This is a genomic window from Pseudomonas sp. efr-133-TYG-5 (assembly GCF_030209175.1).
Taxonomy (GTDB): Bacteria; Pseudomonadota; Gammaproteobacteria; order Pseudomonadales; family Pseudomonadaceae; genus Aquipseudomonas.
In genome coordinates, this window is record NZ_JARVSM010000001.1 from 2,642,692 (window position 1) to 2,658,858 (window position 16,167).

The following is a 16,167-nucleotide window of genomic DNA, read 5'->3' on the forward strand; positions in this document are numbered from 1 at the left end:
TCCTTAGCGATCTGTATGGGCAGCAAGCAGGTAGGAAACGGTAAGTGCATGAACAGGGTTGAACCAGCCATGCCGATCAAAATCAGCTAGCCAACGCGCGGCAAACTTGAAATAGGCCGTCGGTATGCAGAGGTCGTTGACCGAGGCTTTGCCGGCCGTTACGTAAGCCATGAAGATAGGCAGATAGGTCACTGCGTCGGTAAACTCGGCCAGGCTCATAGCCTTAACGCGGAGTGGCAACGGTTGCTCGGCCACCCAATGGGCCAATGCCTCCCCAAGGACGTTCGGCCAGTCCAGGTTAGCCGCATGAAGACGGCGCAAGTCCTGATACCACATTGGCAAGATATCTTCGGCCGACAAGCGCCTGAGTTCACAACAATCACCGGTACCCAGATAATTGCCTACATAGTCAAAGCCGGAAACGATGTAGCGCAATACAATCGCACGATCTTTCACCAGCCGCTCGACATGCTCAGACGGCAGGCCTGTCAACTTGAGCCCCTCAGCAAATATCTGGTAAGCAGAGGCCCACATGGGCAACGGTATGGTTTCCCACATCAGCGCCAGCTCATCGGCAATGCGAGCGCAAAAGGCTTCGTCCATTTCCAGTCGGAATACCGCCAGCCCTAATGCCTGAGGATTTTTAGCCAAGGCTTTCCAGGCTTCGAATGAAGACAATGGCAAGTGAGCGTATTGGCGCTTCAAGTCCGCGAGGTATTGCCAACCACTGTGAGCGAAATCATTCGCCATCGCGCGGATCTGCTCTTCGATGACGTCCGGACGGTGGATCGGATGGAACACTTGTGCGGCACGGTGCAATGAACGCACTTGCAAATCGACGGGCACGCTCATAGACGCAGGCAAGTATAGCTGGGGGCGGAATTGAATCGGTGAATCCTTGCCTGGGTAGATCAACCAAGGGCCATCAATCAGCATCGATTGAGGGATAGCGAAGCGACCCGTTCCGACCCCTTCCGTGGTGTTTTCAACCAATTGCAACGGAGCTTGCTTAGGGTCCGACAGCAGCATGGCTTCGGCACGCGCGTCATCAAGGATATCGGTGCCATCGACTCCGCATACGTAAAAAGCGCTGGCCTCCTCCATCAACACTCGACCACCGTATCTTCTGATGTCCAATTGCATCAGTAACTGTTCGGTTTCTACCGTCAAGTGTACATAGGCATCTTGCTCATCAACTGCAGCTAGCATAGTTTGCAGGTCAGCGACATAGCTGAAGAGATTGAGGACCATCGGCATCTGACCAACGCGTACCGCGAAGACCCTTTTGGGGTGAGACTGCTCTCGGCACATAAGTTCGAATTGCAGATAGAACATCTGTCCTTGTGGCAGACCGGAGCTTAGTTGCAACCGGTGCCCAGTCAGCTCGGCAAGGTTCAAAGTCTTCACTGCAGTATGCTGGCCGTCGACACCAAGCAGGCGTGCACCCTGATAAGGAAAGGGCAAACGCAGGTGCAATAGACCCGCTGCGGGGCCGATCTGCAACGTAAACGCCTGCGGACAATGCTGGCCGCTCAGCTCCATCTGGTAGCTGCCCTGACTGGCCGAGCACAGCAATCCCTCACCCGCTACATGCAAAGACAGGTTATCGGCGTTCTTGACCTGTAACCTGGCCGGACGGCGGCCGTAAGCAGGGTATAGCCCCAGCTCGAAGCCGCGGGGCAACACACCAAATCGGCGCCGTAGCAGCGTTTCTCCTTTACGGCTGCGAACGATATAGTTGATTGCGCCGAACACTAGAGCGTTGCGTCGATCGAGTGGCCGGCCGTTGGCGAATTCGATCAATTCATCCCTTCGCCAGGTGCTACCTTCGGCCAACTCCAAGGTGGGCCAGCCCAGATAAACGGTAGATGGCGAGCATTCGAACAGCGCGTAAACCCCCGTCAACATTAAAGGCGCAACATCGCCGCCAGGCTGCGAAAGGCATATCTCGTAGCGCTCAGCATCATCCCTGAGAATCAGGTTGCCAGTGGTTTCGATCCATTGCCCGGACTCGACGTCAGTTAGCACCGGTACGGTCGACTCCAGTGCATCACTGAAGGTAAAACTCTCGGGCACTCGTACCCTAACCTTGCTGCTGGCGAGCTTGCAGCTGGATGTCCCTACTAGATGCCAACGATCCGCTCGGCACTCGAACACCAGCGGTACATCCTGATAATCCAGAGCGCTGTTTTCGAATAGGAAGGTGTGGATGGTGCTACCGCTTTCCATAACCCGCAAACTCACGGGTTTGTTCAGATATCGACGCCGCAGGGAAACCTGCACATTGGCAAAGCGGATCTTTACTGCTTTCTCCGCCAGCTGGGCATAAACAGCAGGCCCCCGCTCAAGCAGGGTTTCACCTTCGAAATAAGCCAGCTCGAGGCGGGTATTACGAAGTGAGGATGGATTGATCGGCAGTAAAGTCTCTGGGGGCAGATTAAGCTCTGTCAAGATTGTCCAGTGCGGTAACTGTCCCTGCTGAATGTGTTCGCAGGTAAACGCTCGTGCTTTGGCTAACGCCTCTTTGCGTTCCTGCCTTTTAATGCCTGCGTCACGTAGCCACTCGTTGAGCAGATGACGGGCGTTGGTCTCGTCCAACGGTATGGGAAAGGCTTCGTGCCAATGGGGATCAACTCGATCCAGATAGGCCGCGGGATCAACCTCGTCCTTGATAGGGTAACGATCAACCAGCGTCATCAGTTGATCGACGATTCCAGCCAGCAACGTGCGAGTTTCCAGATTGCGGAACGACAGCGGCAGCCCATCTTCAAAGTCGGCCAGCAGATCAGCGGTGGTGCGCCGGTGCCCCTCGGTACGGTAAAAGTGCTTGATACCACGGCGCACCGCTCGGCCAAATCCGTGGGACTCGCTGCTGAGCAGCGGCCAAGGCAGTCCACCCTCCGTAAACAATGTGCCCAGCCAATCCCGACCTTGGTCTCGGATGCGCACTTTCCGCTTCCAGTAACCTAAGCCCTTTCCGGTCAGGCTGGCATGCTGCGCCGGTGTGAGGGTTATGCCTATACGAGACTCAGCCCCCTGCCACGACCAATTGCCATCGTAATGGCGACGGTAATTTTCGCTGACAAATAGACAAAAACAAGCCGCCACATACAGCTCCTGCGTCGGGCTATTAGCTGTAAGCGCCATTTTCAGCATGGCTGCCAGCCCGGCATATTCGTCCTCCGTGACATGGTAGCTATAGAGCGGCTGACCAGTAGGACCTGTGAACAAGACGCGAGTGAATAGAAATTCGGTCAGCCATGCTTTGGCTGGTAGATGGTTAACTGCCAACTGAGCCATCGAAAATCCCTTTTAGAATTGGGCGCCGAAACAGTGCCGCTTTAGCCAACACCTCGCTTAACACAGAGGGGCTTAGTGTGTGCTGGATGGGTCAAGCGGAATACATTGTTGCCGGTCAAAAGATCAGCCGGAAGCCCGCTCGCTCCAAAGCGCCTACGACCTCGTCGACGCTCAATTCCATTTTCATTCCCTGAAAGCGCGATATTGAATGGCCACACCCTAAGCAACTGCGGTTGATACGTCTAGATTTTTGATACAAACCTCGATCAGTTGCACTGCAAAGCATTGGCGCGGTATCCATAAAACGCGAAATACAGCGCGCGCAGATCAGCTGCAGTGCACGTGGCCGTTGCCCTACCCCCGCTGCTCGGTGAAAAGTGTTGGTGGCGTTATGACTGTACCGTACCCCACCTAAACACTGGCGGAAGGCGGTAGATTAAAATGGTTGGGACGACTCAGCGTTGTACCCGGTCTCACCAATCACCCTGCTGGGCAAACGCGCTGGGTGGGTATTCCAAAGAGTGTTCCAGTGAAATTTCTAAACTGAAAAAATCTATTACAATCATTAAATTGAGTAGCGCGTTCAACTTACCCCGGCCCCAATCCTTCCCGACAAAGCCCGCCAAGCGCGGGCTTTGTCGCATCTGGGGATACCCATTAAGCGATCGCGCTCGCCCCCCCTCCATGGGCACGCCCCGTCCTAGGACATTTCACTCAAAACCTGTCGACTTCCATGAACTGGTGGGCGCTGGTTCGTGCGGATACTCTCCAGTCTTCGCCGCATTGCGGTGAACGGCATTGACCTGCCGCTACGCAGGGAGCAACCACAACATGGAGCACTGTCATGAAAAAACCAGAACCGAATCCGTTCGACAATCCGATGATCGCCGAATCGAAATCAGTGACGATTGCCGAGCGTCGTACGGTCGTCAGGCGTTCGGACAGCGTGCGCAGGTCCGGGAACCGGATCATTCCGGTCAATCAGATTTTCAGTGTGCGTCCTGATGCCGATCTCGCCACCCTGCTCGCCCATGCCAGTCAGAACCTGGCGTCGCTCAACGCCATGACGCTCGATTTCGCCATCGGTCTGGAGGGTGAACAGCGCAGCAAGGCCGTGGCCATTCATCATCTGACCGGTCTGACGGAGATGCTGGTCAACAGTGCCCTGGGCAAGCTGGATCCGCTGCAGGCATGCGCGGCCGAACCGAAGCCGTTTCGCTGTCATTGAGGCCGTGTGGGCGGCGCTGGCGGAAGACTCGCGCCACGAAAAAAGGACGACAGGATGGCGTCCTTTTCGCTGACTCGATGCCCGACTCAGTGCGTCGCGCTGATCAGGTCGGGGCGGCTGGTCTTGAGCATGGCTTCATTGACCTTGCCCTGGATCGAGCAGCTGTACATGCCCTGGCTGGTCTTGCTCAGCTCTTGCGGAGCCGGCTCGATCATCAACACGCGCTCTGCACTGTCGACCACCAGTTTGCCGGCCGTGGCCGCAGGATCTTCCGGCAGCCAGGTGGATTTGCCGTGGTTCCAGATTTCCGCCCGCGCGAAGAGTCCATGAACCTTGTCCAGGCGTGGGCCGCCAGCGTTTTCCAGTTGGGCATGAAGCTCGTTCGGCGCCTGTTGTGCATAGAAGCCCCAGGCGACGATGCGAGTGCCCATCAGCTCCATGTCTTCAGCGAAGAATCCGGTGAGCGCCAGGCCTGCAACCTCGACCGGTTTGGCAAACATCCAGCGCTGGCCCATTTCAGACTTTGTGCCACCGGACAATTTGATCTGGCCGTTTTCCACCGAACTCGGCACCAGCGCCTTGAACAATGGCGACTGCACCACGGCGAGCGAATGCTCGTCACAGGCGGCAAACGCCACAATTGGGGACGGTGCAGCGGCGACGCTGAATGAACTGAACAGGGCCGCAAGCGGGAACAATCGGAAAAACGCTTTCATGAAGTGGCTCAAATTAAAAAACGGATCGGCAGACTCCGAGCAAGCAACACGACGTTGCGGCCTGGAGCATTCAACAGCGATAGGTAAACCGAAAAATGATATCACATAGACATCATTCGACCGATTCGACTGCGACGCTATCTGGCCAGCAAACGCTGCGCGAGATGAATTTTTCTTCACAGCTGCGCGCCCGCCAACCCTGTACAGTCCGTTCGCTCATTCAAGAAACTACGGTTCGCCCGCGCTCTCCCGCGGGCTTTTTTTTGCCCGCGATTTGCCAGCGGTTTGTGTTTTCCACTTGGGCGGGCAATTCTGTCGGTCAAACCCGCGATCCGGAGCGCCCGATGCCGCTGTTGACCCTGCCCTGCCAACGTCTGACGCTCGCCGTGCTGTCCCCGGAGCAGGCCGCGCTGGAAAGCGCGTTCTACCAACGCAATCAACGTCACCTCGCGCCCTGGTCGCCGATCCGCACCAGCGACTACTTTTCCACCGAGCAGATTCGCCGACGCCTTGAAGTGCAGGCCAGTGCGTTCGAGGTCGGGCTGGCGGTGCACTTTGCGCTGCTGACACCCGATGGCCAGCAGATGATCGGGGCGTGCAACTTCAGCGGGATCATTCGCGGCGCGTTCCAGGCGTGCTACCTGGGCTATCACATCGACGCGGCCCGGCAGGGTCAGGGCCTGATGCAGGAGGCGCTGGAAGCCGGCATCGCCTACATGTTCGATACCCAGAACCTGCACCGGATCATGGCCAACTACATTCCCGGCAACGAGCGCAGCGCGCGCCTGCTCGAGCGTCTGGGTTTCGAGCGCGAGGGCTACGCCAAGGCCTACCTGAATATCGCCGGGCGCTGGCAGGATCATGTGCTGACCGCGCTGGTCAACCCGCAGTTCGAGACACCGGATCAACGCTGGTCGCGACGACTGGGCTGAGTTTCACAATTTGTTAAGCAATGGCGCAGTATGCTCGCGGCTTCCGCTCCTTCCGGTTGCCTGAAACCTATGCCGCGTGCCGCCACTTCCCTGTTTCTGCTTGCCGCCCTGCTGTTTTTCTTCGCGCTGGGCAACCATCAACTGCAAGGCTCCACCGAGGCCCGCGTTGCCGGGATCGCCATGGAGATGCATCTGGACGACGATTGGGTGACCCCGCGTCTGTTCGGCGAACCGTTTCTGGAAAAACCACCCCTGAGCCTGTGGCTGGACGCCGGCGCCCTGCGCGTGTTCGGCGTGTCGCCCTGGGCGGTGCGCCTGGCCTCGGCCGTCGCCGGATTGCTCAGCGTGATGCTGCTGTACGGCATGCTGCGCCGCTTCGAACGTCCAAAAGCCATCGCCTGGACGGCGGGGATCCTGCTGGCGACCATGGCCAGTTACTGGAGCAACGTGCGCGGGGTCGGCGAGGATGCACTGCTGGCGCTCGGGGTCACGGCGGCGCTGCTGGCATTTTTCCAGGCGCAGCGCGCATCGACGCCCGGCAACAGCCTGTTGTTCATCGTCGGTATTGCCATCGCCACCCTGAGCAAAGGGGTACTCGGCCTGGCAATGCCTGGCGTGGTGATTTTCGCGTATCTGCTGGTCGACAACCTGCTGGATCGGCGCCTGAAAGTCGGCGACTGGCTGCGCCCCGCCCTGCTGACCGCGGTCGGCCTGATTCCGCTGCTGATCTGGCTGGTGGTGCTCTATCAGCGCGGCGGTGCCCACGCGGTCGGCGAAGTGCTGTTGACCAACAGTGTCGGGCGCTTCAGCGGATCCTTCGTCGAGGCCGGGCATTACGAGCCGTTCTATTACTACCTGGCGAAGCTGCCGCAAGCGTTTTTGCCGTGGAACATTCTCGTGTACCTGGGGCTGTGGCACTTTCGCAGCGCCCTGAAGAGCAATCGCTACCTGCTGTTTTTCAGCCTGTGGATCGTGGCGCAATTCGTGATGCTGACCCTGGCGTCGAGCAAACGCACGGTGTACCTGATGTCGATGACCCCGGCCGCTGCCGTGATCGCCGCGGAATACGCGGGCGTGCTGTGGGAAAAACTCAAAGGTCGCGAACACGGTTTGAGCGGTTGGATCGCCCGTCACCGCCAGGCCTTGGCCGCTGGCGTACTGGCGCTGGTGATCGCCAGCTACCTGGGCGCCGCCCAGTGGGCCCTGCCCAACGCCGATAAACAACTGTCATTCCTGCCGTTGACCGCACACATCCAGGCGTTGCAGGCCGATGGGCATCAAGTGGCGCTGTTCCAAGCCAATGAACGGGTCGGCGGTGCCAGCGTGTTCTACACCCAACGTGTGCTCAGGGGCCTGGACACCGAGGCGCAACTGCACGACTTCCTCAGCGCTGCGCCGACAAATGTAGCGGTGATGTCCGGGGACAGCGAACCCGCCGCCCCGCTGAAAGTGCTGAAGACCATGCTGGTCGGGCGCCAGGCGTATTACTTCGTCGGTTATTGAATCAGCGAAACCCCGGGCAATAAAAAACCCGCCGTCACTGGCGGGTTTTCTTTGATCCCGGGGATCAGGCGCAGGCTTGCGACTCCGTGGCGAAGGCCGCGCGCTGATGTTTGCCGAGCACCGGCAGTGCCAGTCGCGCCCGTCCGTAAAACGCCAGCGCCGTCAGCAGACAGGTCAACCAGACGAAGATGCCGGCCCAGAAGGTGTGGGACATGTAGTGCCAGCCCTGCAGGACGCGGGTGGTGCCGTAGACCAGCCCGAGCAGCAGCGAGCCCCACAACAGCGCCTTGGAATACCGCCATTGGTAACGGCGCGCCACGAAGTACAGCGCGAGCATGGTGAAACCGCCGGAAGCATGGCCACCCGGCCAGCAACGGCCATCCCCGGCTTCGTGGAACAACTGGAAGTTTTCAAACCAGTCGACGCGGGCCATTTTGCCGCCGTACAAGGTGGTTTCGATCGGGCAGTAGACGCTGGTGTGCGCCTTGAGGAAGTGGATCACCCCGGTACACAGGGCAAACGCGACCACCACGAACCAGAAGTCGCGACGGTGCGCCGTGGTGAAGCGCAGCACCGCAGCGATCCGACTGCGCTCGAGCCGCTCGCCCAGACGTGGCCGCTTCGCGGTATCGAGCAACGGCCAGACCAGCGACAGCATCGCGCCAATGAACGCTGCCTCGGCCGTCCAGTTCGGCACGATCCGCGCCCATTTGTGGGTGAACTGCTCGAAGAAGCGGTTTTGCTCGATCGGAAAGACCTGGGTCAGCGGATCGAACAGCAGATTGCTCAGCGTGATGTCGAGGTGAGTCATGTCAAAGATCAGGAACACCAGTGCCGCGCAGGCCAGAGGTATGCCGAAGTTGTACAGATGAAAGCGGCTGGGCGTCATGCTGAGTCCTGGGATGAGAGGGCCATTCATTGCAGGCTTACCGAACGCCAGTCCGAGGCTTCGATGAGTCCGAGTACTTTCGCCGTGGCCGGCTCGCCGGCGGCAACGAACAGCGCGGCACCGTAACCGGGTGTCGTGACCGGCACCTTGAGGGTTTTTTCCAGATCCGCCATGCATTCGCTGTGGGTCACCAGAATCAGGTTGCGGCCCGGCACCTTGTGCGCCAGCGCATCCTGCAACATGCGGCCCTTGCAACTGATCAGCCAGTCTTCGCCGGTGGCGACCTTGTTGAACATGTAACCGGCGGTCTGCACGGTGCGCATCATCGGGCTGTTATAGATGTCGGCGTGATCCAGGCCCAGGTGCTCGAACCCGGCCCCCACGCCCGCCGCAACATTGCGCGAACGCTCGGTAATGCCGTCGTTGCCGCTCAGGCACGCCGCTTTGGAGTGATCGCAACGCTCGACGTGGCGCACCAGAACGATCATCTCGCCCCGGTCCCAGCCGGCCTGCAGCGCCTGCGCCCCGCGCACGTTGCCATGCGCCAGATCCGGTACCGCCGCCGGTGCCAGCAACCACAGGGTCAGCGGCAGCACCAGCGCCAGCGCCGCCAGTACCACCCAGGTATTTCGATATCGGCCCAGGCCACTCAGGCTGAGCGAGCGCTTCACGCCAGACAGATTCAGTCGCAGTTCCACATCAAGCCGCCTCACCGGCATGCACCACCTCGATTAGATGCGGCGAGGGTAAAGAGGCCGGCGTGGGCAACCGGTGAAACCCATGTGAAAAAAGTCTTGGGCTGCGTGCATGAAGGCCGCTTGCAGAATCTGTCTGACAAAATCCTTTCAGCTCTCGCGATTGCGGCCGATACAGTCCTGCTACACACCTTGCTGGCTCAAAAAAACAACAATCTTCCAGCCTAACCAACGATCAAGAGACACAACGTTTCTGGAGGAATTGTGATGAATAGCTGGTTCGGCAACATCAGCGTGAACCTCAAACTGGGGCTGGGATTCGGCCTCGTCCTGGCACTGACCTGCATCCTCGCCCTGACCGGCTGGACCAGCCTGGGCGGCCTGATTGACCGCAGCAACTGGATGAGCGACATCACCCAGCTCAATGCCGGCCTGACCAAACTGCGCGTGGTGCGCCTGCAATACATGCTGACCAACGGCGACGAAACCGCCGCACAGAACGTGCAGACCACCCTGGAAGGCTTTGCCGCCCAACAGCAGGCGCTGATCAGCAAATTCAAGAGCCCGGAAAACGTCAAGCTGCTCAAGGAGCAGGCGGCGACCATCGCCGAATACCAGACGTCCCTGAACAAGATGCGCAACGCGTACCGCACTGGCAACACCGCGCGCGACACCATGGGCGCCAATGCCGAGACGGCGTACAACCTGATCGAAGCGATCAGCAACCGCGTCCAGCAACTGCCCATGAGCGAACAGCGTTTCGAGCAGTTCCAGGCCATCACCGCCGCCAAGGAAGCGTTTATTCTGGCGCGCTACGAAGTGCGTGGCTACACCGCCACCACCAACGCCGAAACCGAACAGAAAGCCGTCGGCCAGCTCGACGTGGCCATCAACAGCCTCAAGCAGCTGAACGTGCATTTCGCCGACAGCCAGCAAGACGCCCTGCGTCAGCTGGAAACCGCCCTGGGCAACTACCGCAGTGCCTTGCAGGCGTACAAGAACGCCAACAGCGAAGCGGTGCAGGCGCGCAAGGAAATGACCGACCAGGGCACCACCATCGTCGCCCTGAGCGAGCAGCTGTACCAGATCCAGCTCGACCGTCGTGACGCCGAAAGCGCCCAGGCCCGCACCCTGCAACTGATCAGCACCCTGCTGGCGTTGCTGGTGGGCATCATCGCCGCCGTGGTCATCACCCGGCAGATCACCCGGCCGCTGCAGGACACCCTGGCCGTGGTCGAACGCATCGCCGGCGGCGACCTGACGCAGAACATCACGGTCACCCGCCGCGACGAACTCGGCGTGCTGCAACAAGGCATCGTGCGCATGGGCGTGACCCTGCGCGACCTGATCAGCGGCATCCGCGACGGCGTCACCCAGATCGCCAGCGCCGCCGAAGAACTCTCGGCCGTCACCGAGCAGACCAGCGCCGGCGTCAACAGCCAGAAGGTCGAGACCGATCAGGTGGCCACGGCCATGCACGAAATGACGGCCACCGTGCAGGAAGTCGCGCGCAACGCCGAAGAAGCTTCGCAAGCCGCTGCCGCCGCGGATGGCGAGGCCCGTGAAGGCGACAAAGTGGTGAATGAAGCCATCGCGCAGATCGAGCGTCTGGCCAGCGAAGTGGTGCGTTCGACCGAAGCCATGAGCGTGCTGCAACAGGAAAGCGACAAGATCGGCAGCGTCATGGACGTGATCAAGGCCGTGGCCGAACAGACCAACCTGCTGGCGCTCAACGCCGCCATCGAAGCGGCCCGTGCCGGTGAAGCCGGCCGTGGTTTTGCCGTGGTTGCCGACGAAGTCCGTGGCCTGGCCCAGCGCACGCAGAAATCCACCGAGGAAATCGAAGGCCTGGTGGCCGGTCTGCAGAACGGCACGCAACAGGTGTCGGCCGTGATGAACAACAGCCGCGCCCTGACCGACAGCAGCGTCGCCCTCACGCGCAAGGCCGGCTCGTCCCTGGAAAACATCACCCGCACGGTGTCGAACATCCAGTCGATGAACCAGCAGATCGCCGCCGCCGCCGAGCAGCAAAGCGCCGTGGCCGAAGAGATCAGCCGCAGCATCATCAACGTGCGCGACGTCTCGGAACAGACTGCCGCCGCCAGCGATGAAACCGCCAAGTCCAGCGTCGAGCTGGCGCGCCTGGGTGGTCAGTTGCAGCAGATGGTCAGCCACTTCCGCGTGTAAAGTCTGCATACGAAAGCCGAAGTATAAAAAAGGGCAGCTGAACGCTGCCCTTTTTTTGTCCTGAAATTGCGATCTTCAGCAATTGGATGAAGCGTTTCGACCCGCAATGAAGGGCCGGATTTAACGGGGACGAGTACCCACCAAGCCATGCACCACGCGACTGACTCACTTATCTACGCATCTGTTCTACGTTATGACTTGATCTCTCAGGACGAGGCGTCGAATGAAAAGCCCTCAGTCGCAATATTAATAAACCATTTGCAGCTGAGGGCTTTTTACCAAGGTGAGTTCAGCGACTGTCATTCACTTAGATCACCCAAGGGTTAATTACCTCAACCCCGCTGAACTCAAAATCCTTCACGTTACGAGTAACAATCGGCACTCCATGAGATCGACAAATGGCTGCAATTTGCGAATCAGCCATCGATGCGGCTCGCCCCTTTGATTCGCAATCTGAAACCAGCGTCGCGTACTCAACCGCTGCATGAGCATCGAATGGAAAAATGCGTCCGGCGAAATCCTCTTCGAACATTGCCATGGCTTGGGCTTCAAGATTTTGCTTGCGCTTGCCCGAAGGCAGCCGCGCAATTCCGTGAAGTATTTCTGCCACTGTTATCGCGCTGACTGCCAAATCCATCGCGGCTTGCGCATCAATCCAGGCAAGCACCCTGGCATCGGGTTCAACGCGCATCAACTCTGAAAGAACGTTGGTATCGAGCACTATCATTCAGAAAAATCCACCCCGGCAGCTTTCTCTGCACGCTCTGGCAGATCGAGGCTCACTCCGCCGACAGTACTGAACCTGTTGCGTATCCGGCTTCCAAGACCTCCGGCGCGAGCGACTGTTGCCAAAGCCCGGCCGAGTATCAGACGAGCCTCCTCTTCCATGGAGTGTCCGTTATGAGCGGCAGTAATCCGCAATTGCTCCTTGAGCTTTTCATCAAGGTTTCGAATGGTGATGCTGGCCATGATGCCTCCTGCAATCAATGAAATCATTGATTGCAGGCTAACACACAGAATTGCTGCAATTTGAAAATCTGCCAGACGGCCGATTTACCGTGCACCTCGCGGCCGCAATGCCGACGGCGTGAAAACGCGAATCCTCCGGCAGCAGTTGCGCAAAGTCGGCGGTCATTGCCTCTTCGTTATCCAGGCGAAGCGGCACACCCGAGCCTGGATCAGTTGCTGAATGGCGATCTGCAGGTGCCGCTTTGAGCGCACCGCCGATTCGCCGGCATCTGGTGGAAAAGATGTTCGGCTGCTGGCTGCAATACGCGCGCTAGATCGCCGACACCGACATCTCGCCGTCTCGGTGCGCACGCTACAACGCCAGTTGCATCAGGCCGGCACACGCTCATTTCACCGCACGTTCAAGAACCGGCGCGAGATGCCGCGCGGCGAGTTCCGTCAGACTCACTGGGCATCGAACGATAGCTAGAGGCTGATGGCGTTGGTGAACACCAGCCGATTGCCGAACGGATCGGCGATGGTCATGTCCTGGCTGCCCCATGGCATGGCCTGGATCTGCGGGTGCGAGAACGGGTAATCCTTGGCCAGCAACTGCTGCTGGAACGCCTCCAGTTCATCGGTCTCGATGCGCAACGCCGAACCCGGGGTCGCATCGCCATGATGCTCCGACAGGTGCAGCACACATTCGCCTCGCGACACCTGCAGGTACAGCGGGAAGTTCGCTTCGAAACGATGCTGCCAGTCGATCGTGAAGCCGAGGAAGTCGACGTAGAACTCGACAGCCTTGGCCTCATCGAAAATCCGCAGGATCGGAGTGGTTTTGCCGAAGCTCATGGGGTGCTCCCTGACTGATTTGGGCCCCACCGTGCAGATGGGGTGGATGTCAGCAATTCGGCGCGACGCCGGCTTTCTTTAATTGCAATGTGCCACTACTGTGACGCACTGCGCGAAACGTCAGCGAAAGTTGTCGCGCAAATCACCCTGGCGGGCGAGAAAGCGCCCTGCTCTCTGGCCATTCGCCTGGCCATCGCGATAGCTCAGGACGCCGTTGATCCACACCCCTTCAATACCCTGGGCTGGCTGTTGCGGGTCGCTGAAATCCGCCACGTCACGCACGGTTGCCGGATCGAACAGGACCAGGTCGGCCCAGTTGCCTGGACGAATCTCGCCGCGGTCGTGCAGGCCAAAACGTGCGGCCGACAGGCCGGTCATCTTGTGCACGGCGGTGTGCAGCGCAAACAGGCCGACGTCGCGGCTGAAATGCCCGAGCACCCGCGGGAACGCGCCCCACAGGCGCGGGTGCGGGAACGGATCCTCCGGCAAGCCGTCGGAGCCGACCATTGTCAGCGGATGGGCGAGAATCCGCCGAACGTCGTTTTCATCCATGCCGTAATACACCGCACCGGCCGGTTGCAGGCGCCTGGCGGCGTCGAGCAAGGGCAGGTTCCATTCGGCGGCGATGTCGATCAGGTCGCGCCCGCTGACGTCAGGGTGTGGCGTCGACCAGGTGATGGTGATGCGGTGGGCGTCGGTGACCTGTTTCAGATCCAGGGTCGAGGAGCTGGCCGCATAGGGATAGCAGTCGCAGCCCACCGCCTGGTTTTTCGCCGCTGCTTCGAGCGATGCAAGCAGCTGCGGACTGCGCCCCCAGTTACCGACCCCGGCGCATTTGAGGTGGGAAATGATCACCGGCGACGTTGCATGCCGGCCGATGTGAAAGGCCTCGGCCATTGCCTCCAGGACCGGCTCGAATTCGCTGCGCAAGTGCGTGGTGTACACAGCACCGAACGCCGTGAGTTCTTCGCTCAACTGCATGACTTCATCGGTCGCGGCGCTGAACGCGCTGGCGTAGGCCAGCCCGGTGGACAAGCCCAGGGCGCCCGCCTCGAGGCTTTCGCGCAGCTGCGTGCGCATGGCGCTGATTTCGCTGGGCGTCGCCGTGCGGTACAAGTCGTCGAGGTGGTTGCTGCGCAACGCCGTGTGGCCGACCAGCGCCGCGACGTTCAGCGTGGGCCGCACCGCTTCGACGGCCTCACGGTAATCGCTGAAGCGTGGGTAAACGAACGCGGCGGCGCTCCCCAGCAGGTTCATCGGGTCCGGTGGATTGCCCTGCAGCGTGACCGGCGACGCGCTGATCCCGCAGTTGCCGACGATCACCGTGGTCACGCCCTGGCTGAGCTTGGGCAGCATCTGCGGCTGGCGGATGACCACCGTGTCGTCGTGGGTGTGCACGTCGATGAAGCCCGGGGCGAGCACCCGGCCAGCGGCGTCGAAGGTTTCGCTTGCGGTGGCATCGTGCAAGTCGCCGATGCGCTCGATGCGGCCGTTGCGAATCGCCACGTCGGCCGGGTAACCGGGCACGTTGCTGCCGTCGATGACCAGGGCGTTGCGAATCAGCGTGTCGTACAGCATGTCAGTCTCCCGGCGGGAGTCCGGCATCAACTCCTGCCCTTGATCAAATGGTGATCGAACCCTTGTTCCACCAGGTAACGCCAGGCCACCTGCACCTCGTCGGGGATGGCCTGCTCGACCTGAAATCCCAGCGCAGGGTAAACCATGATGCGGTGCACATCCCCCACCATTTCGTCGATCACGCCGAGCACGCCGACCAGAGGGCTGACCTCGGCGGGAAAATCGAACGCCGGCGCATCCACCCAGGCTTCCAGGCCCGGCCACTGCACCGGCAAGGTCAGCGCCACGCGCCGGATCGAGTTGGGCTTGGTCAGGAAGGTCGCGCTGCGCACGTCGGGAAACATCTGCCGGGCCAACGCGATGTTTTCGGCGAAATTGGTCGCGCGGGTTTCCAGGCTGAACTGATCCGCCGTCACGCCCTGCGCCATCGCGTGCTCGGCAAAAATATCGGCTTCGCTGCGAGTCCACAGATGCCGGGTCCAGTTGCCGGTATTGCCGGTGAACAGCAGGTGCGGGGCGACGCCGGCCTTGAGCAACTGGCAGGCGTAGTCGCAGACCCGCAGGTCGTAGGAACCGCACACCACGATCAGTTCACAGGGCTGGTGCCGACGTCCCGCTGCGAGGAACGTCCAGAGTACGCTGGCGTGCTGCAAGGTCAGTGTCATGGCCGGGCAAACCTCTGCTGATCGAACCCGCTGATATACAGCCCGCCGTCGGCGTAACCGTGCGCCCCCGTCCCGCTCAGTGCAACCGGCAGCCTGGTGAAATCAGCATGGCAGCCGAGGGCGCCATGCGCGGTCAGCGTCGGGTCGTCACCGATGCCGATGCACAGGGCACCACTGCCGATCGCCGATTGCACACCGCTGACGGAGTCTTCGAAAACCAGGCATTCATCACTTTGCCGCCCCAGGTGTGCCGCGGCCAGCCGATAGGGATCCGGCGCCGGTTTGCCGCGGCGCACATCGTCGCGGCAGATGATGCTGTCGAACACCGCCGTCAGCGCGTGTTGCCGCAGAACGTGCTCGACCCGCGCTCGCCAGCTGCTGGTGACCAGCGCCAGGGGCACGGCGCGCTCCTTGAGCCGCGTGATCAATTCCGCGACGCCGGGCACCAGCGCGCAGTCCGCCACCTGCTCGATGGCGTCGACTTCGCCCTTGATCGCCACGCGCTGCTGCGGGTCGAACCGTGCGAACAGCAGCTGCAAGGTATGGCCGCCCGGACGGCCGTGAATATGTTCGTCGATGAACGCCTGATCGACGCTGATCCCGTACTTGCGCGCCACGCGGGTCCAGGCCGATTCGATCACCTCGCGCGACTGGATGAGCACGCCATCCAT

14 protein-coding genes and 1 pseudogene are annotated in these 16,167 nt (G+C 60.4%); 5 read left to right on the forward strand and 10 right to left on the reverse strand.

Annotated features, from left to right (window positions below; genetic code table 11):
- Window positions 1–3: 3 nt before the first annotated feature.
- Window positions 4–3,300, reverse strand: coding sequence for an STY4851/ECs_5259 family protein (locus QRN70_RS12005; RefSeq protein ID WP_285417905.1), 3,297 nt, complete (start codon window positions 3,298–3,300; stop codon window positions 4–6).
- An 844-nt stretch (window positions 3,301–4,144) separates the two neighbouring features.
- Between QRN70_RS12005 and QRN70_RS12010 the strand changes: the two genes are divergently transcribed.
- Window positions 4,145–4,528, forward strand: a complete 384-nt coding sequence (locus QRN70_RS12010) for a DUF6124 family protein (protein WP_285417907.1) — start codon at window positions 4,145–4,147, stop codon at window positions 4,526–4,528.
- 86 nt (window positions 4,529–4,614) lie between these two features.
- Here the strand turns inward: QRN70_RS12010 and QRN70_RS12015 are convergent, their stop codons facing one another.
- Window positions 4,615–5,244, reverse strand: a complete 630-nt coding sequence (locus QRN70_RS12015) for a hypothetical protein (RefSeq protein ID WP_285417909.1) — start codon at window positions 5,242–5,244, stop codon at window positions 4,615–4,617.
- 344 nt (window positions 5,245–5,588) lie between these two features.
- Between QRN70_RS12015 and rimJ the strand changes: the two genes are divergently transcribed.
- Together rimJ and QRN70_RS12025 are read left to right on the forward strand one after the other, a co-directional pair.
- The gene (gene rimJ / locus QRN70_RS12020; protein WP_285417910.1) at window positions 5,589–6,176 is read left to right on the forward strand and encodes a ribosomal protein S5-alanine N-acetyltransferase; all 588 of its coding nucleotides are present in this window, start codon (window positions 5,589–5,591) and stop codon (window positions 6,174–6,176) included.
- Between the two features lie 69 nt (window positions 6,177–6,245).
- Window positions 6,246–7,679 carry an ArnT family glycosyltransferase gene (locus QRN70_RS12025; protein WP_285417912.1) on the forward strand — a complete coding sequence of 478 codons (1,434 nt, stop codon included), beginning with the start codon at window positions 6,246–6,248 and terminating at the stop codon, window positions 7,677–7,679.
- Between the two features lie 64 nt (window positions 7,680–7,743).
- Here QRN70_RS12025 and QRN70_RS12030 read toward each other — a convergent pair whose 3' ends face one another.
- Together QRN70_RS12030 and pmrG are read right to left on the reverse strand one after the other, a co-directional pair.
- Window positions 7,744–8,568, reverse strand: a complete 825-nt coding sequence (locus QRN70_RS12030) for a phosphatase PAP2 family protein (RefSeq protein WP_285417913.1) — start codon at window positions 8,566–8,568, stop codon at window positions 7,744–7,746.
- Window positions 8,569–8,594: 26 nt separating this feature from the next.
- On the reverse strand, window positions 8,595–9,266 hold the full coding sequence (gene pmrG / locus QRN70_RS12035) for a lipopolysaccharide core heptose(II)-phosphate phosphatase PmrG (RefSeq protein ID WP_285417915.1): 672 nt from the start codon (window positions 9,264–9,266) through the stop codon (window positions 8,595–8,597).
- A 399-nt stretch (window positions 9,267–9,665) separates the two neighbouring features.
- On the opposite strand from pmrG, the pseudogene QRN70_RS27770 reads away from it, so the two are divergent.
- Together QRN70_RS27770 and QRN70_RS27775 are read left to right on the forward strand one after the other, a co-directional pair.
- Window positions 9,666–10,592, forward strand: a pseudogene (locus QRN70_RS27770) (methyl-accepting chemotaxis protein); the annotation flags it as partial.
- Entirely contained in the window at window positions 10,587–11,450 is an 864-nt protein-coding gene (locus tag QRN70_RS27775) for a methyl-accepting chemotaxis protein (RefSeq protein WP_420793312.1), read from the forward strand. The pseudogene QRN70_RS27770 and the gene QRN70_RS27775, both read left to right, overlap by 6 nt.
- A gap of 307 nt (window positions 11,451–11,757) precedes the next feature.
- On the opposite strand, the gene QRN70_RS12045 is transcribed toward QRN70_RS27775, so the two are convergent.
- From QRN70_RS12045 to QRN70_RS12070, 6 genes are all read right to left on the reverse strand, one after another.
- Complete coding sequence (locus QRN70_RS12045; protein WP_285417918.1) at window positions 11,758–12,177, reverse strand: type II toxin-antitoxin system VapC family toxin; 420 nt, start codon at window positions 12,175–12,177, stop codon at window positions 11,758–11,760.
- A complete protein-coding gene (locus tag QRN70_RS12050; RefSeq protein ID WP_285417920.1) occupies window positions 12,174–12,419 on the reverse strand; it encodes a FitA-like ribbon-helix-helix domain-containing protein in 246 nt (81 codons plus the stop codon). Before QRN70_RS12050 ends, QRN70_RS12045 begins: the two co-directional genes overlap by 4 nt.
- A 465-nt stretch (window positions 12,420–12,884) precedes the next feature.
- On the reverse strand, window positions 12,885–13,253 hold the full coding sequence (locus QRN70_RS12055) for a glyoxalase superfamily protein (RefSeq protein WP_285417921.1): 369 nt from the start codon (window positions 13,251–13,253) through the stop codon (window positions 12,885–12,887).
- A 120-nt stretch (window positions 13,254–13,373) separates the two neighbouring features.
- Complete coding sequence (locus tag QRN70_RS12060; protein ID WP_285417923.1) at window positions 13,374–14,831, reverse strand: N-acyl-D-amino-acid deacylase family protein; 1,458 nt, start codon at window positions 14,829–14,831, stop codon at window positions 13,374–13,376.
- Between the two features lie 26 nt (window positions 14,832–14,857).
- Entirely contained in the window at window positions 14,858–15,496 is a 639-nt protein-coding gene (locus tag QRN70_RS12065; protein WP_285417925.1) for a YdcF family protein, read from the reverse strand.
- Window positions 15,493–16,167, reverse strand: coding sequence for an HAD family hydrolase (locus QRN70_RS12070; RefSeq protein WP_285417927.1), 675 nt, complete (start codon window positions 16,165–16,167; stop codon window positions 15,493–15,495). Before QRN70_RS12070 ends, QRN70_RS12065 begins: the two co-directional genes overlap by 4 nt.